Raw genomic sequence first — 24,027 nt, 5'->3', positions numbered from 1 at the left:
GTAATTGAAAAGTATAAAATATAAGAAGCCACTTCAATTAAAGTGGCTTTAGTATATGATCAGTAAAGGTTATTTAAATAATCTCTCGATTTAATTTAAAAATGCTTGATAGGCTTTATTTTCGGTTTCTTCTTGCCACTCATAACCTAAATCTTTTAGATGATTAAAAAAGGCAAGCTGATCATCATTCTTCACTTCAAAGCCAGCTAATACTTGACCGAAAGCCGCACCATGATTACGGTAATGAAATAAAGTAATATTCCAATGCTCACCTAAGGTATCTAAGAACTTTTCCAATGCACCTGGATATTCAGGAAACTGAAAACGAAAAATACGCTCTGGCGTTGGTGAAGAGTTTTGGCCACCAATCATATAGCGGACATGAAGTTTAGCTAATTCGTTATCAGTAAGATCTGTTGCTCGATAATCTCTTTTAGTTAACTGTGACAGTAAGTGATTTCGATCATCTTCACCACTGGTTCTAACACCTACAAAAATATTAGCACTTTTATGGCTGCCATCGGCTTTTGTTGCATAACGGTAATTAAACTCAGTGATCACTCGTCCATCTAAGGCATGACAGAAGGTTCTAAAACTACCTTTCTTTTCTGGAATTTTTACTGCGAGCACCGCTTCTTTTTGCTCACCTAATTCACATCGCTCTGAAATATATCGTAACGTGTGAAAATTCATATTAGCGCCAGACAGAATAGCAACTAATGCTTCATCTCCAGCACTGGTTTTACAATACTTCTGTAAGCCCGCCAGTGACAATGCGCCAGCAGGTTCTGAAATCACGCGCGTCTGTTCAAAGATGTCTTTGATAGAAGTACAAATTTCATCGGTTGTTACCGTGATGACGTCATCGCAATAATGTTTAATGACATTGAAGGTGTTTTCACCAATCCTCTTTACGGCAACCCCATCAGCAAACAGTCCCACTTGTTCTAAGTCGACCGGTTTACCGGCTTCCATAGCGGCTTTCAAGCAAGCAGAGTCTTCTGCTTCAACACCGATAACTTTTATATTGGGTCGTAGTTGCTTTAAATAAACCGACATACCTGCTAGTAAACCGCCACCACCGACTGGAACAAAAACAACGTCAATTTTTGGGTGCTGCTGTAAAAGTTCTTTGGCAACCGTGCCTTGTCCAGCGATAATATCGATATCATCAAAAGGAGGAACTATTGTTTTATTTTCATCTCGGGCAAAATCTAATGAAGCAACTTGCGCTTCATTGAAACTTTTACCGACTAAACGCACTTCGGCGCCAAAACGACGTACATTATCAACTTTTATATCAGGTGTTGTTATTGGCATAACAATCGTGGCTTTAATACCGAGCTTATTTGCTGCAAGTGCCAAGCCCTGAGCATGATTACCGGCAGAAGCGGCAATCACCCCATGAATACACTGCTCTTCAGTTAAATTAACAAGCTTATTATAAGCACCACGGATCTTAAAAGAATGAACCGGTTGCTGGTCTTCACGTTTAAGGAAAATTTGATTGCCTAAACGTGATGACAACTTAGTTAATGATGTTAATTCACTTTCTATAGCAACATCATAAACGGGTGCCAATAGAATTCTTCGTAAATAGTCGAGCCCTTGTTCTTGAGTTTCTTTCGCAAGCACTAAAGCTTGCTGTTCAGCTTCAGTCATTATATTTATTCCAAAAGGTCATCAAGAAATTCACCTTACGCCCCAACTAAACCGTCAAGTAAATCACGGTTACGTACAGCACCTTTGTCAGCACTTGTTGCTAACATCGCGTAATTTTTCAAGGCATAGCTAATTGGGCGTACACGGTTAAGTGGTTTCCAAGCATCCTTGCCTTTTGCTTCCATGTTAGTGCGACGTTCAGCTAAAACTGCTTCGCTGACGTTTAATGTAATATCGCGATTAGGAATATCGATATGAATAATGTCACCTTGTTCAACTAAGGCAATCATACCGCCACTGCCAGCTTCAGGAGAAACATGGCCAATAGATAAACCAGAAGTGCCACCAGAGAAACGGCCATCGGTTAATAAGGCACATTCTTTACCTAACCCCATAGATTTTAAGTAAGTGGTTGGGTAAAGCATTTCTTGCATACCAGGACCCCCTTTAGGGCCTTCGTAACGAATAACAACCACTTCGCCAGCAACAACCTTGCCCGCTAAAATACCTGAAACCGCATCATCTTGGCTTTCAAAAACATGAGCTGGACCGGTAAAGACTAAATTATCATCTGATACACCCGCCGTTTTAACAACACAACCATCAGGGGCAATATTACCGGCTAATACCGCTAAGCCACCCTCTAATGAATACGCGTGTTCAAGTGAACGTATACAGCCGTTTTCACGATCGTCATCAACAGTATCCCAACGACAATCTTGACTAAAAGCTTTAGTGGTGCGAATGCCTGCAGGGCCTGCACGGAAAAAGTCGATTACGCTTTGGTCTTTAGTTAACGTTATATCGTATTTTTCAAGCATTTCATCAAGTGTTAAACCCAGTACGTTTTTGATGTCCATGGTTAATAAATTAGCGCGAGCTAATTCACCTAAAATTGCAATGACACCACCAGCGCGATGTACGTCTTCCATATGGTATTTAGGTGTAGAAGGAGCAACTTTACATAACTGCGGGACAACTCTTGATAAGCGATCCATATCTTTCATGGTGAAATCAATATCAGCTTCTTGCGCAGCGGCGATTAAATGCAACACGGTATTTGTTGAACCACCCATAGCAATATCTAAACAAGTGGCATTTTCGAACGCCGCTTTGTTAGCAATATTACGTGGCAACGCCGACTCGTCATTTTCTTGATAGTAGCGCTTAGTTAATTTAACAATTTCTTTACCCGCGTTTAAGAACAGTTGTTCACGGTCAGCATGGGTTGCAAGCATTGAACCGTTCCCCGGTTGTGCTAAACCTAACGCTTCTGCTAAACAGTTCATTGAATTAGCAGTGAACATACCCGAACAAGAGCCACAAGTAGGACAAGCCGAACGTTCAACTTGGTCACTTTGCGCGTCAGAGACTTTTGGGTCAGCACCTTGGATCATCGCATCAACAAGGTCAAGTTTGATAATTTGGTTAGAAAGCTTAGTTTTACCAGCTTCCATTGGGCCACCGGAAACAAAAATCACTGGAATATTTAAGCGCATAGCCGCCATTAACATACCCGGCGTGATTTTGTCACAGTTTGAAATACAGACCATAGCATCGGCACAATGCGCATTAACCATATATTCAACCGAGTCGGCAATTAAATCACGCGAAGGTAAACTGTAAAGCATACCGCTGTGACCCATGGCAATGCCATCATCAACCGCAATGGTATTAAATTCTTTAGCGACACCACCCGCTTTTTCAATAGCGCCAGCAACAAGCTGCCCCATATCTTTTAAATGTACATGACCGGGTACAAACTGAGTAAAGGAGTTAACAACCGCAATAATTGGTTTGCCAAAATCATTATCCGTCATTCCTGTTGCGCGCCATAAAGCACGAGCCCCAGCCATATTACGGCCTTGAGTAGAAGTTGCAGATCTTAATTTAGGCATGATATTTACATTCCAATTGATAATGTGAATTAATATTGTGAAAAATTTTATTTTGAAAGCTACTGTTCCAAGAAGCTCTTAAAATAAAACCTTATCGGTTTTATTTATAGTTTACGGTGATAGCAACTCTTCAACATTTGCCACTTTAGCAAAGAAGGCGTAACGGGCTTATCGCGAGAAGCGAGTATTGCCGATGCCGGTAAAGTGGTAATGACAACGAGTTGCTTTTATTACCGTTATTTAACGGGATCTAACCAATTATCAGGAACAGTAGTCGTTCCGTTGAAAATACCAAAAAATGCTTCTTGAATAGCTTTAGTGATCGGTCCACGGGTACCATTACCGACAAGCATTCCGTCCACTGATTTTACTGGTACAACTTCCGTTGCTGTGCCACACATAAAGAACTCATCAACTAAGTACAATGACTCACGAGAAATTGGCTCTTCACGTACTTCATAACCCAATTGTTCTGCAAGAAAAAATACAGTATCGCGGGTTAAACCTTGTAAAATCGAAGCCGTTCCAGGAGGGGTATAAAGAATACCTTTGCGGATCAAAAATAAGTTTTGACCGGCTCCTTCACTAACCATATTATTGATATCAAGTGCGACACCTTCAGCATAACCATGACGAGCAGCTTCAGCTGAAATCAGTTGTGATGAAAGGTAATTACCACCGGCTTTTGCTGCTGTTGGCATAGTGTTAGGTGCTAATCGATTCCAACTTGACACTCCAACTTCTACACCATTCTCAATAGCATCAGCGCCTAGGTAAGCTTCCCAACTAAATGCAGCAATCATTACATCAGCTTTTGCATCAATAGGTGGACGTAACCCCATACCGATATCACCTAAAAAAGCCAACGGACGTAAGTAAGCAGAAGCTAAACCATTTTCAGCAACGGCATCTTTACAGGCTTGAACAATTTCTTCTTGGGTAAAAGGGATATTCATTCGATAGATTTTTGCTGAATCAAATAAACGTTTAATATGTTCTTCTAAACGAAAAATACACGTACCTTTATGAGTATCATAAGCACGGATACCTTCAAATACCGAGGAACCATAATGCAAAGCGTGACTCATTACATGCACGGTAGCATTTTTCCAAGGCATGAGTTCACCATTAAACCAAATTAGTTCTGCATTTACTTTAGCCATTTTTCTTCCTAATTTATAATATTTTTAACGAGTTAGCTGTAGTTTAATTACCCAACCAACTCTGAATTTTTATGGGTGCTTGTTGCGCAATTATTATAACTGGTTATGAGCGACATTACTTCGTGGTATTTTTGTCTACCTTGACGTCTTTGATATCAATCAGTTTATTAATTTGATCAACTAAAAGTGAAATAGGTCGCTCACTTCGCACCATTAATTCTATAGTGCCGATATTTGTACCGGTATTAACTCGCGCCTTAATGCCTTCGATTAGGAAGCCTCGGTAGCGGGTGACTTGTAAAATACGCTCTAACACCACTTGCTTATCATCAGCCTTTATACGTAATTGATAATGGTTCATCTTAAGTACTCTCCATCATTTTATCATTGGCTGTATTGGGTGGAACTAGTGGCCAAACATTATCTGCGGCATCTATTTTAACTTGTAAAAGATAAGGCCCGTTATGCGCTAACATCTCTTCAATCGCCTCAGAAACCTCTGCCTTAGAGCTTATCTGTTTAGCTTTAATGTCAAATGCATTTGCAAGCATGACAAAATCAGGGTTATCAGAAAGATCTGTTTCACTTAAACGTCCATCAAAAAATAAATCTTGCCATTGGCGGACCATACCTAATTTGGCATTATCAATGAGGACAATTTTTACCGGTAACTGAAAACGCTTTATTGTTGAGAGTTCTTGCACATTCATCATGATAGAGCCATCGCCTGAAACAGTAATAATACAATCTGTTGGTCGGCTAACTTGTGCACCGATCGCGGCCGGTAAGCCAAAGCCCATGGTGCCCATTCCAGCACTGGTTAAAAAGTTACTAGGGTGATCAAATGACATATGCTGTGCCGCCCACATTTGATGTTGACCAACATCAGTGGTAACACAACTGTTTAGCGGCATTTTATCGCTCAACTCTTTAAGTACCGCTGGTGCAAAAATAGTGCTGCCAGGATGATTATAATCCCAAGAAAAATCAGCTTTCATTTGCTGACATTTTTGTTGCCAACTTTTGATTTCTAAAGGAATCGATAAGGCAGGTAGATTAGTTTTTAAATCACCTAAGATCGCTGAATCAGCGGCTCGGCGTTTATTAATCTCGGCTGTATCTATATCAAAATGAATAACTTTCGCATGGGGCGCAAACTCAGTTAATTTCCCAGTAACTCGGTCATCAAAACGTGCACCAACAACCACCAATAAATCACTTTCTTGTACCGCTAAGTTTGCCGCTTTAGTGCCGTGCATGCCTAACATGCCAAGATAGTTTTCATTATTAGGCGAAATAGCACCTAAACCTTTTAATGTTGAAACACTCGGTATATGGGTAATATCAATAAAATCGCGTAATTCATCGACCGCGTTTGCCATACCTACACCGCCACCCACATACAAAACAGGCTGTTTTGCATGACAAAGCATAGCGATTGCAGAACCAACATTAGCCGGTGGTAAATTAACTTTATTTTTCAAGGTTGAAACTACACTGCCTTGGCTAACCACATGCGCAATTTGAATGTCTTTTGGGATATCGACAAGAACAGGACCTTGTCTCCCTTCCAATGCTATAGCAAAGGCTTGATGTAAAACTTTTTCAAGATCATTAATATCTGTTACCTGAAAAGAATGCTTAGTACAGGCGAGTGATAAACCAAAAATATCGATTTCCTGAAAAGCATCAGAGCCCATCACCGAAGTAGCAACTTGTCCAGTTATGGCAACAATAGGAATTGAATCGGCAAGGGCGTCAGCAAGGCCAGTAATTAAATTAGTTGCCCCCGGTCCAGAAGTCGCAAAACAAACCCCTACTTTACCGGATGCTCTTGCATAACCTACTGCTGAAAATGCCGCACCTTGCTCATGGCGACACAAGAAGTGTTGGATGTCACTGTCGGTAAGTGCATCATAAATTGGCATTATAGCGCCACCAGGATAACCAAAAACATGCTCAACACCGTGCTGCTGAAGTACGTCAAAAAGTAATGAACCGCCTGTTTGTTTCTTTTCACTTGTCATCTTTTTTTTAACCCACCCAACTGAATACATTTTGCATAACCGTTAGTTTGAGCTTTCTCCTTTGCGCTGAGTTGGTATGATTTATTGATATAAAATATTGATATTAAAACTGACCATCATTATTTTCATCTTTATCTATAAAAAAACCCCCGTTCCTTTCGGAGCGAGGGTTTGTTTTTTGCTTTAGTTTTTCTTAGCTCAACAAACAACCTCGCGATGATTTAATAATCACCACGACGAGAATGTTAATAATCACTGAACTAAATTTTTGCATGTTTATTCAATTACCTTGATTCTTTATAAAAACAAAATGAAAAACTTTTAAATTTGTTGGCTATTGCACTGCCTATTTAAATTAGTACCATAGCTCTAATATTAAGTGCAAGTTTTTTTACTAGCGTTTTTTAATTGAAATAAATAATTTAGTTATATGATGCGTTAGCACTTTAGATAAATCCTGCCTAAACTTAACTTACAGGATGCTAACTAAATGGATTTTTATGAGCTTAGCTTGTATTTATAGCAGAGCCCGGGTTGGGCTTGAGTCTCCCCTTGTCACTGTCGAAGTGCATTTAGCCAATGGACTGCCGGTATTTAATATTGTCGGTTTACCAGAAACCTCGGTACGTGAATCAAAAGATCGGGTGCGCAGCGCTATCATCAATTGTGGTTATCAGTTCCCAGCAAAGCGAATTACCATAAATCTAGCCCCCGCTGATTTACCTAAAGAAGGAGGTCGCTTCGACTTACCGATAGCGCTTGGTATTTTGGTTGCGAGTAAGCAACTGCCTAATACAGATTTAAGCCAATATGAGTTTGCTGGCGAACTTGCGCTTTCTGGTGAATTGCGTGAAATTATTGGTGAAATTCCAATGGCAATTGCTTGCGCTAACGCTAAAAGAACCTTAGTTATTCCTAAACAAAATGCTGAACAAGCGAGTTGGGTTAAGCAGGCCAATATTTTATCAATAGAACATTTAAGTCAATTATATCCACACTTTTTAAAGCAACGCTCGCTACCTTTGGTGTCTGCAAAAGCAGTAGAGTATTATCAAGTGCCTACCAGCAAAGACATTGCTGATGTTATTGGCCAACCACTGGCAAAAAGAGCTCTAGAAATCTCCGCTTGTGGCGCGCACAACCTACTTTTTATTGGGCCACCTGGTACGGGCAAAACCATGCTAGCGAGCCGTTTACCTGGAATATTACCACCAATGAGCGAAAGTGAAGCGTTAGAGGCAGCAGCTATCGCTTCGATTAGCCATCAAAAAATCAATCATAAATCTTGGTTAACTCGCCCCTTTCGCGCTCCCCATCATACGGCTTCTTCTGCGGCACTGGTTGGTGGTGGCAGCCAACCACAAGCGGGAGAGATTTCATTAGCGCATAATGGCGTATTATTTCTGGATGAATTACCTGAATTTGCTCGTAAAGTGCTCGATGTTTTACGTGAGCCCATGGAATCAGCAGAAGTTACCATTTCTAGAGCAATGTACAAACAAACCTTTCCAGCAAAATTTCAATTAGTAGCTGCGATGAATCCTAGCCCAACCGGATTTTACAATGATAACCGCAGCACACCCGAACAAGTGCTACGTTATTTAAATCGCCTATCGGGGCCTTTTCTTGACCGAATTGATATTCAAATTGAGGTGACCCGTTTACCCAAGGGTATGTGGGCAAAGGATGATCATAACAATGAAAGTTCTGCGCAAATACAGAAAAGGGTTGCGCTGTGTAGAGAATTACAATTAGAGCGGCAAGGGAAAGCAAATGCTCACTTAGGGAGTGCTGAAACACGGATATTTTGCAAACTGAGTACTGATGAGCATGAGTTTTTAGAGCTTGCCGTTGAAAAACTTGGTTTGTCTACCCGCGCCCACCATAAAATATTAAAGATAGCGCGCACCTTGGCAGACATGAATAGTATTGAAGATATTCAACATGAACATATCATTGAAGCGCTGTCTTATCGCGCAATGGACCGATTACTGAGACACCTAACCGATGCTGTTTCTTTTTAACCGGACATCACAATTAATAAGATTAAAGTCGTCATATTGAATATATCTGGCATTAGCATCTTATCAAAAAGCCTTCTAGCCAATAACAATGGCTATTCTCTAGTGATAAAGCGGTTGCTGAGACTATTTAATTGCCTCAAAGAAGGCTTTGACTAAGGTTTGTTCTCGACTTTGGTTTAAACAACAAATGCCGAGGTCGAACGGCTCAATATCACCAACATTTTGTAAATATTGCACCCGGTCTTTTACCGGGCTATTTTCAACAACAACTTTTGGGGCCATGCCGACACCACAACCTAAAGCAACCATGCTAACAAGCGCTTCATGACCCGAAACTGTTGCATAAATATTGGGTTTACCTTGTTGTTTTTTACGATACCAAAGCTCAAAACGCTTACGCGCCGCACCATGCTCAGCTAAAATAATCGGTACTTCAGACCAAATAATCGTTTCGTCTTGTAATTGTTGCTGAACTCGACAAGCCATCGTCGGTGCAATTACGGCCAACGGCACAGTAGCAATATGCTGAAAATAAAACATTCTTGATAAGCTTTCAGGTTTTACACCAAAAGCAAAATCTACCAACTTTTGCTGTACTTGGTCAAAGGCATCAGCAGCATCACCGGTCGTTAATACAATTTCAACTAGCGGGTGTTGTTGGCGAAAGCGTTCCAATAGCGGTGGTAAATGACTATAAGCGGCAGTAACAGAACAATAAATGTGAAGTTTACCCTGTAGTTCAGCCTGCTTTTGGTCGAGCGACAATTGCAATAATTGCCATTGTTCAAGTTGCTGTTCGGCATATTTATAAAATAACATGCCTGCTTCAGTTAACACGACTGAACGATTATCACGATGTAATAGCAAACAACCTAACTGATCTTCCAGCCTTTGGATAATTCGACTTAAGGTAGAAGTACTGACATGGTGGGCTTCAGCGGTTTTCCCAAAATGAAGACTGTGGGTTAAATGCACAAACATTTTTAACGATTTAAGATCCATTATTTACTCTTACCATTCATTGACAACATTTTACCCACCAATCGTTGCACTTTATGCAACACCACCTTGCGAATATATCATTTTAAGCAACATTAATCTTGCGCTATGATAACTCCATCGTCGGAAAGACCGATAAAGCCATTAAATAATCACATCGCCAGCATTACGTTGAGTCGATTTGAGACAAAAGGATAACCCAATGAGCAATTATTTTAACACCTTAAGTTTACGCGAAAAATTAGGTCAGTTAGGCAAATGTCGTTTTATGCAGCGTGAAGAATTCAGCGATGGCTGTAATTTTATTAAAGACTGGAATATTGTCATTGTCGGTTGTGGCGCGCAAGGGCTAAACCAAGGTTTGAACATGCGTGATTCGGGTTTAAATATCTCTTACGCATTACGTGAAGCTGCCATTTCATCAAAACGTCAATCTTGGCAATGGGCGACAGAGAACGGTTTTACCGTAGGTACATACGCAGAATTAATACCACAAGCTGACTTAGTGCTTAATTTAACACCAGACAAGCAACATACCTCTGCTGTTACTGCTGTTATGCCTCATATGAAACAGGGTTCAACTTTAGCCTACTCACACGGTTTTAATATCGTTGAAGAAGGTATGAAAATTCGTGAAGATATCACTGTAGTCATGGTTGCCCCTAAATGTCCGGGTACTGAAGTACGTGAAGAATACAAACGTGGTTTTGGTGTACCTACTTTAATTGCTGTTCACCCTGAGAATGATCCACAAGGTAACGGCTTAGCAATAGCTAAGGCTTACGCATCAGCTACTGGTGGCGATCGTGCCGGCGTACTTGAATCATCATTTATTGCTGAAGTGAAGTCTGACTTAATGGGCGAGCAAACTATTTTATGTGGCATGTTGCAAACCGCAGCAGTACTTGGCCATAAGCAGTTAGTTGCGCAAGGTATGGATGCTGCGTATGCACGTAAGCTATTACAATACGGCATTGAAACAACAACAGAAGGCTTAAAGCATGGCGGTATCACCAATATGATGGACCGTTTATCAAACCCTGCTAAAGTTAAAGCGTTTGATATGTCTGAAGCATTAAAAGTCATCTTACGTCCGTTATTTGAAAAACATATGGACGACATTATCGAAGGTCGCTTCTCTGCCACTATGATGGAAGATTGGGCAAATGATGATGTGAACTTATTAAAATGGCGTGAAGAAACAGCTGAGTCTTCTTTTGAAAAAGCAGCTGATTGCGACATTGAAATTACCGAACAAGAATACTACGACAAAGGCATCTTTGTGGTTGCTATGGTAAAAGCCGGTGTTGAACTAGCCTTTGAAGCTATGGTTGCTGCGGGTATCATTGAAGAATCAGCGTATTACGAGTCATTACACGAAACACCGTTAATTGCTAACTGTATTGCCCGTAACAAATTGTACGAAATGAACGTAGTCATTTCAGATACCGCTGAATACGGTAACTATTTATTTACCCATGCTGCACAACCTTTACTTAGTGATTTCGCCAGTAAATTGTCACTTGAAGAATTAGGTGAAGGCTTAAAGGAAAGCTCAAATGGCGTTGATAACGTGCGCTTGATTGAGGTTAACGAAGCAATTCGCAGCCATGGTGTCGAAAGCGTAGGTAAAAAATTACGTGGTTACATGACCGATATGAAACGCATTGTAGAGTCAAATCAATAAAATAAAATAAAACGAGCGTTGTAGATCACGAAAGGTAAACACTTAAGCCAGATAATCTAGTGGTATTATTTTCTGGCCAGCAAGTGTTAAACTGCAGCGCTTTATTTTATATCAAAGAGGAAAATTATCATGACAGAATTAAAGAATGTAACACTGACCAAGGCCGCTAATGTTTATTTTGACGGCAACGTAACTAGCAGAAAAGTAACGTTAGCAGATGGCTCAGTAGTAACCTTAGGCATTATGATGCCTGGTGAGTATACCTTTGCTACAGCGGAAAAAGAATTGATGGAAATTATCGCTGGTGAGGTTGAAATATTATTACCTAATGAGACGCAATGGCAAAGCATTTCTGCAGGTGGACACTTTTATGTCGACGCCGATGCTAAATTTGATATCAAAGTAAAAACGTTAGCTGATTATTGTTGTTCTTACATAGCAGCATAAAGCCACATCTATAGGCTTTAACCGTACCTCCGTGAATAATGGAGGTGCTTATCATTAACTTAAGTCACCCTTACCGACAAAAAATCACTGATACCTTAAAAGTGACACCTCCTTAAAACAAGCACCGACATTTAACGTTAAGTTATCATTGTAATTGACCTCGTCCTTGCCGATAACCGCTAAACCTTATTTAACACCTCGCCACTAAAAACATTGCTGATTTACTATCAATCATATTCATTTAATGAAAAAATCATCTTTAATAGCCATTGCTGAATATAAATAATGAAACTCAATAAAACCACGCAAAAAATCGATAATAATGTTTGTAAAGCACTTAAATTAGCCTGCGAAGACTTCACTAGCGAGGTTGATGGTTTCTGTTGGTTAACCCATCGCGCTAATTACACTAATTTTCCCGCGAGTTTAGTGGTGACCTGTATTTTCAATATCGATGCAGAAGTGATTGCAGCCAAAGAACAAAAAGTTGATGACCACTTGCGTGATGTCATTCAAAAGCAGTTACTCAAAGTGGGTATTGTCTTAAAAAACGTTCGCCACAATGTGCATTTAGATAGTGAGGAATCTTGCTTACGTGACCATAGTGGTCAATGGCCTGAACGTCTAAAATTAAGAGTGACTAAGCAAAAGCCAACACAAAGTAAACAGTTTGGTCGCTAGAGCCTCAGGTAGTTACCCCGTTTCCTAGCCTTATAAAACAACCATATCATCACGATGAATAATCACTTTACTGGGACAACAACCTAATAAAGTGATTATCTGTTCACTATTACAGCCCATAATACGCAACAAATCTCGTTGACTGTATTGGCAAATACCTTTGGCAATCGGCTTTTTAGAATGCGCGTCAATAATATCAACAGACTCTCCAGCGACAAAATCACCGTCAACTTGACTGACACCTGAGGGTAATAGCGAAGCACCTTCATTAACCACAGCATGCACTGCACCCGCATCAAGATGTACTTTTCCACTGCTTTTTAAGGTATGTTTTAACCAGTGTTTGCGTGCTTTGGTCGCCGCTTGTTTGGCACTAAAATGTGTACCAGGGTTTTCACCTTTTAATATCTGTTGAAAAACTTCACTACGACTGCCATTTAAAATATAAGTCTCTATGCCATTTTCAACCGCTTTTTCCGCGGCCTGAATTTTTGTTTTCATACCACCGGTGGCAATAACGTTATTTGTTGTTCCAGCCATGGCATGAATTTCAGCGGTAATTTCATGAATTTCAGGGAGTAACCTTGCTTTAGGGTTTTCACGCGGGTCTTGGTCATAAACACCATCGATATCGCTTAAGATGAATAAGCAGTCAGCCTCACTCACTAAAGCGACTAAGGCGGCTAAATTATCGTTATCACCGACTTTCAATTCATCAGTCGCGACCGTGTCATTTTCATTAACAATAGGGATAACACCATTTTCTAATAAAATACGTAGGGTGTTTTTAATATTGATGTAGCGCTGGCGATCTTTTAAATCTCCATGGGTAATGAGTAACTGGCTACAAGGAACATCAAAAAAGCGCTGCCAATTCGCCATCATTTTCATTTGCCCAACGGATGCCATCGCTTGTTTAGTGGGAATAGAGGGAACGGGAGAGCCGTGCTTAATCAATTGTCGTCCTGCAGCAACACTGCCCGATGAAACGATAATAATTTCTTTACCTGCCTGTTGGCATTCGGTAATAAAACGAGCAATAGCAAGAATATACTTACCACTACAGCCGTTATTGTCTGGTGCAACCAAAGCACTGCCTACTTTAATTACCGCACGATTAAAATTCATTGTTGTTCCCCTATGATCCAGCCCCTAGCATGCCTCGATATGCAGGTAATTTGCAATCAACTTTTTGCCATAATATAGATGAGTTTGTCATTTTTAGGCTGTTGACTTGTTATATCGAATTAATTCGGTATTTATATCCTTTAAAACTTAAGAAATGGCGAGTTACTTAACTTGAAATAACAAGATGGTGGTTTTTACCTCATTCTAAAATATCAATAATAGACGCCTAAAACGCCTATTTCTGCTAATTATTAACATTAAGCCTTGTTAACTTTCACTCATTTCAACAGCTTGATGATTAATCGATTTCAAACGGTTGTTAATCGGGATTAATTTATTTCACTGTTTTTGCTGAAAATTACTTCAAATCAGATTATGATCTAACATCTATTTATTTTTGTTATATTGAGCAAGTATTCCATGTTGAATTTTTTACCTCCGCTACTTATTCATATTATTTCGCTAACAATTTATACCGTTAATACGCTTTTCTGGTTAATACCTATTATTATATTTTCATTTTGTAAGGCTATTATTCCCTTAACCTTTGCTAAAAAAATGTTCAGCTATTTATTAGATCAAATGGCAAGCAATTGGGTGGGTGTTAACACCTTCATTCAAAAACTCTTTAATAAAACAGAAATTAAGGTAACCGGCTTAGATCAACTAACCATGAAAGAATGGTATTTGGTCATCTGTAATCACCAAAGCTGGGTTGATATTGTTATCTTGCAGCGAGTCATGCATCGCAAAATTCCTTTTTTGAAATTTTTCTTAAAAAAAGAACTTATTTTTGTGCCTTTTTTAGGCTTGGCTTGGTGGGCTCTCGACTTTCCATTTATGAAGCGTTATAGCCAATCTTTCATTAAAAAGAATCCCCATTTAAAAGGTAAAGACGTTGAAACCACACGTAAAGCTTGTGCTAAATTCAAGCATAAACCCGTCAGTATAATGAACTTTATAGAAGGAACACGCTTCACTAACGAAAAGCACGATAAGCAAAATTCCACGTTTAAACATCTACTTAAACCTAAAGCGGGTGGCATAGGTTTTGTGCTAGAAGCCATGGGTGGCAACTTGCATAAAATAGTCAATATTACCATTCATTACCCAGAGGGCATCCCTACTTTTAGTGATTTTTTAGCGGGGAAAATTAAACAGGTAAATGTCAATGTAGAGGTTTCAAATATTGGCGATGAGCTTCTTGGAGACTATGTGCGCGATCGAAATTTTAAAATAAAATTTCAAAAGTGGGTTAATCAATTATGGCTTGATAAAGACCAAAAACTTATCGAGTTTAATAATGATAATACCGCTAAATAACATTGAAATTGAAAAAGGAAACTTAAATGAGTGAACTCATTAGCACATGGTTAACTGACCAAGGTATCGCCGAAGCGTATTTAGCGATGACCACCATTTTTGTTGGTTGCATGCTCATTTTTGTCATTTCGGCATTGGGTTACTACCTCGCAAAATATCAGGTATTAGCTTTTGTTAACAAAATGGTCAGCAGAACAAAAAACACTTGGGATGATGTTTTATTAGAGCATAATGTTTTTTCTCGCTTCGCTTTTTTAATCCCGTTATTCGTACTACTGTTTTTAACGCCTATTTTACTGCCCGAACAGGCATTACTTGGCGCCGTTTTAGTAGTTTTTGTAAAAATAGCTCTCAGCTTTCAAATTGCACGTTCTATCAGTGCTGTTTTAAACGTCATTAGAAGTCTCTATCAAAATACGGCGCGTGACCGTTACTTACCCTTAAGCTCAACGATACAAGTGATAAAACTGGCTATTTATTTGGTTGCCACTATTTTATCTATTTCATTTATTTTAGATAAGTCACCTATTTATTTACTCAGTGGTTTAGGTGCATTAACTGCTGTTTTATTATTAGTATTTCAGGACACGATTAAAGGCTTAGTCGCTAGTATTCAAATATCAGCGAACAAAATGGTCGCGCCTGGTGACTGGATTGAAATTCCTAATTATGGTGCTGATGGTGATGTGATTGAGATTGGTTTAAATACGGTTAAAGTAAAAAACTTTGATAATACCGTGACAACCGTTCCTACATACGCCTTAATAAACGGCTCATTTAAGAATTGGCGAGGCATGCTCAATTCAGGTGGTCGACGCATTAAGCGTAGCATTATTATTGATATTAACAGTATTTCATTTTATCAAAATGCAGAGATTGAAAAACTCAAAGAAATTAGTTTATTAAAAGATTATTTACAGCAAAAATCTGATGAAATCACCACGAGTTTAAAAACGGCTAATTTATCTAACGATAATGTTAATAGCCGGCAGTTAACCAATGTCGGAACTTTTCGCGCTTATATTACCGCTTATTTGGCTAAACATGAAAAAATACATGATGAGATGACTTGTATGGTCAGGCAATTAGCGGCAACTGACTCAGGCTTACCGCTGGAGATATATTGTTTCAGTAATGACCAAAACTGGAAGAATTATGAGGGTATACAAGCCGATATTTTTGACCATTTATTCGCTATGGCACCGGTATTCAGTTTACGTGTTTTTCAACATCCTACCGGCTATGACTGGCAAAAAAGTCGCTCGAGTCGAAAATTTTAACGTTGACGAATCACGCCTTCTTGCATCGTTGAGGCAACAAGCTGTCCTTGACGATTAAAAATTTGCCCTTTAACTAAGCCGCGGCCGCCACTTGCTGACGGACTATCCATAACGTAAAGCAGCCAATCATCAAAACGAAATGGGCGATGAAACCACATTGCATGGTCAATAGTGGCAATCTGTAAATTGGGTTGCCAATGACTCAAGCCGTGCGGAAATAAAGCCGTTGGTAAAAACAAGAAGTCAGAGGTATAAGCCAGCATATAGGTATGAATACGTAAATCATCAGATAAGGTGCCGTTTGCTTTTATCCACATCTGAGACTTAGGTGCTGTCTTTTCGGGTTGCAGCCAATTATAAGGTTCAACAGGACGCATTTCGATGGGCTTTTCAGCTAAAAATTTACCTCTAATTTCTTCAGGTATTTTATCTTGGTTATCGAAAATAAAATCGGTGTAAGACGCTAAATCTTCAGGTGCGGGTACATCAGGCATGAGATCTTGATGCTCAATGCCTTTTTCATATTGTTGAAAAGAGGCCGTCATATAGAATATATCTTTACCGTTTTGAATTGCTTTAACACGGCGAGTGCTAAAACTTTTTCCATCACGGATACTTTCGACTTCATAAACAACCGGCTTACTCGCATCGCCTGGACGTAGAAAATAAGAATGAAGAGAGTGAACATTACGTGCTGAATCTACTGTTTCTTGAGCGGCAGAAACAGCTTGTCCCATTACTTGACCACCAAACAGCGCACGAAAGCCTAAATCTTGACTTTGACCACGATAAATTCCTTGTTCGATTACCTCTAATTCTAATAATGAAGATAAATCATCCAACACTTGACTCATAATATTTAGCACTCACTGATATGAAATTTTGACTATAGCATATTTATAATTTATATCTTTAGCGACATTTTAAAATTGTTGAAAATTCATACGCTGCAAGGTAGTATCTAGGCAATAAGAAAATTATTGACTAAAAATACGAAGAGATCTCAATGGAAGCGCTATTAGAAAGAGAAGTATTGTTAGAAAGAAGGCAAGGTAGTAATGAGGAGCAGTCGCTATGGGACAGGCTTTCTCTTGCACAAAAATTTGCCGCCAGTAGCATGACTCAGTTTGGTTACGACTTATCTTTTATTAGAAACAGCAATAACGGCAGCTTAGCCATATTACAATGCAATGGTAAAACAGCAACCATTAACGGTGAAGGTGAAGTAGACTCAACACCAAGTATAATTATTCGTCCTTAGTCGTTCATCCTTGATTAAAGGCAAATACCTAGCCTACTTTCAGAGATACATGAAAAGATGCCCCTGTTAGGCATCTTTTTGAGTTTTAGTCAGTAATAAAGCTTCAATTAAAGAAATATACCCCGTCAAATTATTACTTGACCACATACGCCTTACGCTCGCATCTTGCTTAGCGATATGCGCCACGAACCTTCTAAAAGCGTCATCGTCAAAATTTTCATAACACTTTTTAGTGATTGACTGCAGTTTGCCTTTTCCTTTTAAACACTCAATAAAAATTGCTGCATAGTTATTAATCAGTGGTGAAATAATTTCAATCGTCTCAGGTTCTAATGCCTGACAATTTTTAATTATTTGTAATCGATTTTTAACAAAATCTTCGTGTCGCTTGGCAATTATTGCCATAGAGTCTATATAAAACTTATTTTCTTTCTGACTACTACTGAACTCTTTTTTAACACTAAATAATGCGCGCTGTAGACCTTCCGCTCGAAAATAAAAATAAATACTCAAAGCTACAAAAATAGCAGCAATGGACAATACAAAAATCATATTAAGCCTATTAAAATAAAAAGTAATATTGACTACGCTTTAGTGGTTTCACTTAAACGCGATAAAAATATGTAAGGGTCAATATCTTGTGCTGTGGGTGAGCCATAGGCGTAGCGAATTTTAAGTGAATAATCACCTAAATTAGCGAAGAATCTAAGTTTAATTGCGTTAGCTAAACTATTTAACTTAATCGCTATTTCAGCTTGTGTTTGGTGAGGACCTATCAGTAAATATTCACCATCATTAATCGTACCCGCTTCATCAAATTCACCTTTTGACTCATTAAGTAAGATCGCTAATGTCTTTGAGACTTCGAGCATAATTTTATGATTAAAGTGAAAGGTAAGCTCTTGCCAGTTAACGACTGATAAGTAGCCAATCGCTAAGGGATAGTCGTATTTCCTCGCCATTTTATAATTTAGTTGATAATTTCTTTTAGTTTGAGAGGGCGTTACCAAATAAGATAATGGCTGTTCCACTTCATCATATACTTGATTTAAGCGCAACGTTCTTTGTCTTAATCCCAAAAAAACCAACGTAATGAATAATAAAACAACGATCACAATCAATAAATATATGACCTCTTTTTGCGCGATAAATTTTGCACTGAATTGAGTTTGTAACTTACTCTGTTCAGCGAGATTCAGGATTAAATTTCGACTTTTATCATTTGCACTTAACATTTGACTGGAGTCAATAACTAATGAGGGCTCAGCCTTTTTCTGAAACTGTTGAAGTAATTCAAGATAATTTTCATGGGCCATTAACGCATTTTTATAATCCCCGTTTTGCTGATACATATTACTTAATAAAAGTAATAATCTAGCCTGCTTTTTTGATAGCTTTATGTGTTTAGCATTTAATTCAGCTAATTGAAGATAATGTTGATATAAAGCTTTATTGTTTAATAGACTTGAGGTCTCTGCTAATAAAATTAACGAGGTTAAATAAGGCTTACTTAAGCTCTTTTCATTAAATGTAGCGCTGGCTGATAATAGCCAATTATGTGAGTCCCTAAACTCTCCCTGTTTTAATAACACCTCAGCCAATCCTAATTCAGCATAGGCAGCACTAATTGGCGCATTTTTATTTTTACCGTGTTTTTGTGCTTCCCAAAAAGCATTGTAAGCATCATCAAATAAATTTAACTGAAAATAAGCACGGCCTAAGTGTAAATATGTTTGGTCGATATTAGCTAATTTATCTAAATCAAATTTTAACGTTAATAACTTATTTTGCATGGTTAGCGATGCTTGATAATCGCCTAAATAATAATGTGCCGTTGCTAAAATGTCTAAAAGACAAAGGTGATCCTCATACTGAGGATTTACCGAAATCAGCACCTTAACTTGATTAAGATCATTCATCGATAAATCGTTTTTATTTTGCAACGCATAGGTAACAGCTCGATAACTCAAAGCAATTAAGCGATATTTTAGCACTTGTGGAGAATCCGCCATTAAAATGACATTGGTTGCCATATTTTGAGTTTGCTCATAATTCTCCTGTAAATAATAACCATCTGCAACTTTCAGCAATAAATTAAACTTTATGGCTGGTTCAAGTCCTTGCAGAGAAATTCCATCTTGCGCAAAATGAAATGCCTCACTATTTTCGCCCTTATTATTGGCAACATCAGCAAGAAGGATGAAGGTTTTTCCGCGAATTTGGACGGTATAATTTTCTTGAGATCCCAAAATTTTTTTTGAAAGCGTAATGATCTCTTCGTAGGGAAGGTTTTCAGCGTCTTGTAAATAATAGCGTTCAATATCTTTAATGTTTTGCTCAACGTTTAAAGCATCATTGGCAAAACAAAATGAAGTGGCTATAAAAAAACAAAGGATCAACAACAGTTTACAGGGCATTATTAACTAAAATCCTTTATCTAATGATCAATAGAGTGATTAGCCATAACCTATAAATTTAACTATTACTTATAGGTTTTCGTTACGGCTCAACAAATTATTCATAATAAAGGTTTACAAGCATAGTTCAACGCTTATAATGAATTTAGAGTTTCTAAAACTCGAAAAGGGCAAATCTAGTGAAAGCTAGAGACGCAAAGTTACCGGTCTAAGGGGAAACCTAGGATAGCGGAACTGCCAAGTATAGATATAGTGGGGGCTTGTCTTTATTTTGAACAGTTTGCTTTCGGTATACTTTGCGGTCCTTCCCTTCTTTTTAATTATCTTCTGCCATATATTTCCTTCATTTAAAACACTATATAACTAAATGTATGTTTTTTATAGACAAAAAATATATGTGGTACTTTACTTGTTTTTACTAGAAAATGGTCTATTGATATTGTTAATTGGGTGTACAAATTGAGATGGAACAATGAAATATCATGATTCCATAAAACAAGCTGAACTAAAAATGAACATGGCCGTAAAACAATTACAGCGGTGGTTTTTACCTGTCAGCCCAATTAATTATTCAGTTAGCTACGAATATATTAATAAAAAAAACATTCTGCTTAATACTGCCATTGAAAATAAACTTGCCACGGGTAAAAAGCTTGATGATTTTTTCATTGAAGAAAACTATCGTCAATTCATTTTAGGCCAAAGTAAATTCAGAGATGAACTCATTGACGATCTTGATGATGTTGTCACCCATGTTGAAAAAAACAGCCAAAAATCATCGCAGAGTATTAATAAACTTATTACCACGCTAGACAGCAATATTTCTGATTTACAATCTACCGATAAAGAAAAAATAATCGTTGCGGTAAATAGTATTCGCCATGCATCTAAAGCCTTTAAACTACACCAACAAAAATTTGCTGAACATATTTCTTTTACCCGTAAAAAGACACAAGCGTTGAAAGTTGAATTAAAAGAAGTACGTGAAGAAATTTACATGGATCCACTTACCGGTCTATATAATCGTAAAGCCATGTCTAAGCATTTAGATTTATGGCTAACAGAAGATCCAAGTCGGCAAGTTGCTGCAATTGTCGTCTGTGTTGATCAAATTTCAGAAGTTAATCTGCAATTCGGTCATTTAATTAGTGATGTTCTCTTATCAAAAATAGCCAGTAAAGTAAGTAGTTATGTTGATGGCAGCGGCCTACCAATACGTTCTGGTGGCGATGAATTTTTAATTCTGTTACCTGGTATTGACAAAGGAAGTGCTCAAGAGATTGCCGATAAAATAACACATGGTGTTGAAAAGCTGCGCTTTGTTAGTAGTAAGTCTGGTATTAGATTACCTCAAATGACATTATCTACTGGTGTAGACACCTTTAATGTTGCTGAAAATGCCAACAGTATCTTAAAAAAATCACGTCTGTTGCTGCCCGATTTATACAAAAAAAATAATACATTAAGTTCTTAATCGCTCAACAAGATACTTTTTGCTAGATTGCATTTGTTCTATCGCTGATATTTTCACTTCAATAAATAACATCAGTGATAGTATGCCCCACCTTTACTCAATATAATCGGTAATAATCCTAATATAGTCAGTGGTAAATCAAAGAAGATTACATTGCTAGTGCTTAGCTAAAAAAAGTCGACGACAGCCTCCTTGTTTTCTCATATACTGAATGCAGTGTAAAATTCCTAACGACTAAGAGAGAAATAATTTATGAAAAAAATTACTTTAGCTGTTGCTGCTACTTTAATGATGGCGTCTCCTGTTTTTGCTGGTGATGCTGCTGCTGGTAAAGCAAAAACGGGTATGTGTGCTGCTTGTCATGGTGCTGCTGGTATCTCTGCGGTACCTATGTACCCAAACCTTGCTGGTCAAAAAGAAGCTTATCTTGCTAAGCAGTTGAAAGACTTTAAAGCGGGTAAACGTAAAGATCCTGTTATGGGACCTATGTCTATGGGTTTAAGTGATGAAGATATCGCAAATATTTCAGCTTATTACGCTAGTTTAAAATAAACTCAATAATTATTGTTGAACCTGGTTCATCAAAAAATACTATTAAAAAACGCTCAATTGAGCGTTTTTTGTTTTAAGCATGATGCTGTTGAATAACTTGCAAAAAGTCATGTCCATAACGGGCAAGTTTTGTATCTCCAATGCCATTAATATTTAGCATTTGCTGTGATGTTTTTGGCTTTATACGCGCAAGCTCTGACAACGTTGCATCATTAAAAACAATAAATGGCGCAATATCCTCTGCATCTGCAATCGTTTTACGCAAACTTCTTAATTTAACAAATAAGACACGGTCATAACGTTTATCGGTTTTATCTTGCTGCCAATAGCTCGCTTTTTGCAACCTTGGTGAAGCTAACATTAAGGGTTCATCGCCTTTCAACACCGAGCGCGATGCTTGTGTTAAAAATAACGCAGATTGTTGAGAAATATCTTGTTGTAAAAATCCCAAATGAATCAATTGTCTAATAATAGCAAACCAATATCCCGGAGTTTTACTTTTACCGATAGCGAAAGTTGACACTTTTTCATGCTGCAGTTGCTTAACTTTTTCGGTTAACTCCCCTCTGAGCACTTGCACAACATGTTCAATATCACCTTGTTGCTGGATACGAAACACACAAGATAATACTTTTTGTGCCGCTTCAGTAGCGTCAAATTGAGTGGGTGGATCTAAACAAATATCACAGTTACCACATTTTTTAGTGGTAAATTCTGCAAAGTAATTAAGTACAACTTGTCGACGACAGGTTTGAGCTTCAATAAAGCCTTTTAACGCTTGAAAACGCTGTTGTTCAACACTCACCCTTTCTTCATTATCGCCATCCGCTATATACTTGGTAATGCGTTCTACATCTTTTTCATCATACAAAAATAACGCTTCTGCCGCTAAACCGTCTCGGCCAGCACGGCCAATTTCTTGATAATATGACTCAAGTGTTCTCGGAGGTTCAAAATGAATCACAAAGCGGATATTTGATTTATTGATGCCCAGTCCAAAAGCTACGGTGGCAATAACCACTTGAATATTATCTTTGGCAAAACCATCTTGGACAATATTGCGCATCTCTGTTTCCATACCAGCATGATAGGCAGAACAATTTATACCCGCACTTGCTAACATTTTAGATAATTTTTCAACTTGCCAGCGGCTACTACAGTAAACAATGCCACAATCATCACCACGCTTTTTAATGTAGCGTAACACCTGGTGATCGCCCTTATATTTATCAGCTAAGGTAAAACGAATATTAGGCCGATCAAAGCTATCAAGATGAATATAAGGATCAGTCAATGCGAGTTGAAGAAGAATATCTCTACGGGTTGTAACGTCGGCAGTTGCTGTTAACGCCATAACCGGTACCGATGGAAACCGTTGTTTAATTGTATGAAGTTGTGTGTATGCCGGCCGAAAATCATGTCCCCATTGTGAAATACAATGCGCTTCGTCAATAGCAAATAAACTTATCTGTATGCTCGCCAAGCGTTGCATAAAATAATAATTTTTTAAACGCTCTGGAGCTATATATAACAACTTAAGCTCACCACGAGATAAACGCTCAAAAATATCATTGATTGTTTCTTGATCTAAACTCGAATTTACAAAAGCTGCTGAAATACCTTGTCGAGTCAAACCATCAACTTGATCTTTCATTAAAGCTATTAAGGGTGAAACAACTATGGTTATTCCTGGTAATAATACGGCAGGCAGTTGATAACACATCGATTTTCCACCACCCGTTGGCATAAGTACTAAACTGTCTCGACCCTGAAATAATTGCTGAATAATTTCTAATTGTCCGCTTCGAAAAGTTTGATAACCAAAATGATGCTTTAACGCATCTTCAAGCTGAGCTTGTGAGACTGTAGGGGGAGCTTTTAGCAACGGAGTAAACTTTATTAAACGACAATTATTGTTATTTTACCCCAGCCACAAAAAAAGTCGAGAGCACTATTTTAGTATTTCTTGAATGCGTAGAAAGATAAGTGCTAAGCTACAATGAA

At 38.3% G+C, this 24,027-nt stretch carries 20 protein-coding genes and 1 riboswitch; of the genes, 9 read left to right on the top strand and 11 right to left on the bottom strand.

All coding sequences use genetic code 11. The features are described 5' to 3' along the window. Positions 1–90 precede the first annotated feature (90 nt). The 5 genes from ilvA to ilvG all read right to left on the bottom strand — a co-directional run bounded on the left by ilvA (position 91) and on the right by ilvG (position 6,750). Positions 91–1,662, bottom strand: coding sequence for a threonine ammonia-lyase, biosynthetic (ilvA, locus tag A3Q34_RS10875; protein WP_070375384.1), 1,572 nt, complete (start codon positions 1,660–1,662; stop codon positions 91–93). Positions 1,663–1,697: 35 nt separating this feature from the next. After that, on the bottom strand, positions 1,698–3,560 hold the full coding sequence (gene ilvD / locus A3Q34_RS10870; RefSeq protein ID WP_070375383.1) for a dihydroxy-acid dehydratase: 1,863 nt from the start codon (positions 3,558–3,560) through the stop codon (positions 1,698–1,700). Positions 3,561–3,796: 236 nt separating this feature from the next. Then, entirely contained in the window at positions 3,797–4,723 is a 927-nt protein-coding gene (locus A3Q34_RS10865; RefSeq protein ID WP_070375382.1) for a branched-chain amino acid transaminase, read from the bottom strand. A gap of 115 nt (positions 4,724–4,838) precedes the next feature. Then, a complete protein-coding gene (gene ilvM / locus A3Q34_RS10860; RefSeq protein ID WP_070375381.1) occupies positions 4,839–5,084 on the bottom strand; it encodes an acetolactate synthase 2 small subunit in 246 nt (81 codons plus the stop codon). Position 5,085: 1 nt separating this feature from the next. Beyond that, entirely contained in the window at positions 5,086–6,750 is a 1,665-nt protein-coding gene (gene ilvG, locus A3Q34_RS10855) for an acetolactate synthase 2 catalytic subunit (RefSeq protein ID WP_070377107.1), read from the bottom strand. Positions 6,751–7,250: 500 nt separating this feature from the next. Between ilvG and A3Q34_RS10850 the strand changes: the two genes are divergently transcribed. Beyond that, positions 7,251–8,774 (top strand): YifB family Mg chelatase-like AAA ATPase, encoded by a 1,524-nt coding sequence (locus A3Q34_RS10850; protein ID WP_070375380.1) that lies wholly within the window; start codon positions 7,251–7,253, stop codon positions 8,772–8,774. Between the two features lie 123 nt (positions 8,775–8,897). On the opposite strand, the gene ilvY is transcribed toward A3Q34_RS10850, so the two are convergent. Next, on the bottom strand, positions 8,898–9,776 hold the full coding sequence (gene ilvY, locus A3Q34_RS10845) for an HTH-type transcriptional activator IlvY (protein WP_070375379.1): 879 nt from the start codon (positions 9,774–9,776) through the stop codon (positions 8,898–8,900). A gap of 199 nt (positions 9,777–9,975) precedes the next feature. Between ilvY and ilvC the strand changes: the two genes are divergently transcribed. The 3 genes from ilvC to A3Q34_RS10830 all read left to right on the top strand — a co-directional run bounded on the left by ilvC (position 9,976) and on the right by A3Q34_RS10830 (position 12,588). Beyond that, positions 9,976–11,460, top strand: coding sequence for a ketol-acid reductoisomerase (ilvC, locus tag A3Q34_RS10840; RefSeq protein ID WP_070375378.1), 1,485 nt, complete (start codon positions 9,976–9,978; stop codon positions 11,458–11,460). A 129-nt stretch (positions 11,461–11,589) separates the two neighbouring features. Then, complete coding sequence (gene ppnP, locus A3Q34_RS10835) at positions 11,590–11,907, top strand: pyrimidine/purine nucleoside phosphorylase (protein ID WP_070375377.1); 318 nt, start codon at positions 11,590–11,592, stop codon at positions 11,905–11,907. Positions 11,908–12,192: 285 nt separating this feature from the next. Then, positions 12,193–12,588, top strand: a complete 396-nt coding sequence (locus A3Q34_RS10830) for a Fis family transcriptional regulator (protein ID WP_070375376.1) — start codon at positions 12,193–12,195, stop codon at positions 12,586–12,588. 30 nt (positions 12,589–12,618) lie between these two features. Here the strand turns inward: A3Q34_RS10830 and proB are convergent, their stop codons facing one another. After that, positions 12,619–13,716, bottom strand: a complete 1,098-nt coding sequence (proB, locus tag A3Q34_RS10825; RefSeq protein WP_070375375.1) for a glutamate 5-kinase — start codon at positions 13,714–13,716, stop codon at positions 12,619–12,621. A 420-nt stretch (positions 13,717–14,136) separates the two neighbouring features. On the opposite strand from proB, the gene A3Q34_RS10820 reads away from it, so the two are divergent. Continuing rightward, positions 14,137–15,039 (top strand): acyltransferase, encoded by a 903-nt coding sequence (locus A3Q34_RS10820; protein WP_070375374.1) that lies wholly within the window; start codon positions 14,137–14,139, stop codon positions 15,037–15,039. 26 nt (positions 15,040–15,065) lie between these two features. Then, on the top strand, positions 15,066–16,319 hold the full coding sequence (locus tag A3Q34_RS10815) for a mechanosensitive ion channel family protein (protein ID WP_070375373.1): 1,254 nt from the start codon (positions 15,066–15,068) through the stop codon (positions 16,317–16,319). On the opposite strand, the gene tesB is transcribed toward A3Q34_RS10815, so the two are convergent. After that, positions 16,316–17,173, bottom strand: coding sequence for an acyl-CoA thioesterase II (gene tesB, locus A3Q34_RS10810; RefSeq protein ID WP_070375372.1), 858 nt, complete (start codon positions 17,171–17,173; stop codon positions 16,316–16,318). The genes A3Q34_RS10815 and tesB overlap by 4 nt on opposite strands. 152 nt (positions 17,174–17,325) lie before the next feature. Between tesB and A3Q34_RS10805 the strand changes: the two genes are divergently transcribed. Next, a complete protein-coding gene (locus tag A3Q34_RS10805; protein WP_070375371.1) occupies positions 17,326–17,580 on the top strand; it encodes a hypothetical protein in 255 nt (84 codons plus the stop codon). 66 nt (positions 17,581–17,646) lie between these two features. Here A3Q34_RS10805 and A3Q34_RS10800 read toward each other — a convergent pair whose 3' ends face one another. Together A3Q34_RS10800 and A3Q34_RS10795 are read right to left on the bottom strand one after the other, a co-directional pair. Next, on the bottom strand, positions 17,647–18,132 hold the full coding sequence (locus tag A3Q34_RS10800; RefSeq protein WP_070375370.1) for a hypothetical protein: 486 nt from the start codon (positions 18,130–18,132) through the stop codon (positions 17,647–17,649). 32 nt (positions 18,133–18,164) lie between these two features. After that, entirely contained in the window at positions 18,165–19,997 is a 1,833-nt protein-coding gene (locus A3Q34_RS10795) for a tetratricopeptide repeat protein (RefSeq protein WP_070375369.1), read from the bottom strand. A 159-nt stretch (positions 19,998–20,156) separates the two neighbouring features. Beyond that, positions 20,157–20,239: riboswitch (cyclic di-GMP riboswitch) on the top strand. A 230-nt stretch (positions 20,240–20,469) separates the two neighbouring features. Here A3Q34_RS10795 and A3Q34_RS10790 point away from each other — a divergent pair. Both A3Q34_RS10790 and A3Q34_RS10785 read left to right on the top strand, forming a co-directional pair. Beyond that, the gene (locus A3Q34_RS10790; RefSeq protein WP_070375368.1) at positions 20,470–21,471 is read left to right on the top strand and encodes a GGDEF domain-containing protein; all 1,002 of its coding nucleotides are present in this window, start codon (positions 20,470–20,472) and stop codon (positions 21,469–21,471) included. A 252-nt stretch (positions 21,472–21,723) separates the two neighbouring features. Continuing rightward, a complete protein-coding gene (locus A3Q34_RS10785) occupies positions 21,724–22,023 on the top strand; it encodes a c-type cytochrome (RefSeq protein ID WP_070375367.1) in 300 nt (99 codons plus the stop codon). Between the two features lie 73 nt (positions 22,024–22,096). Here A3Q34_RS10785 and recQ read toward each other — a convergent pair whose 3' ends face one another. Next, positions 22,097–23,908, bottom strand: a complete 1,812-nt coding sequence (recQ, locus tag A3Q34_RS10780; RefSeq protein ID WP_070375366.1) for a DNA helicase RecQ — start codon at positions 23,906–23,908, stop codon at positions 22,097–22,099. Between the last annotated feature and the right edge of the window lie 119 nt (positions 23,909–24,027).

The sequence above is a fragment of the Colwellia sp. PAMC 20917 genome, assembly GCF_001767295.1.
Lineage (GTDB): Bacteria > Pseudomonadota > Gammaproteobacteria > Enterobacterales > Alteromonadaceae > Colwellia_A.
The sequence above is the reverse complement of the archived record's forward strand: the minus strand, read 5'-3'. Positions and strand labels throughout refer to the sequence as shown.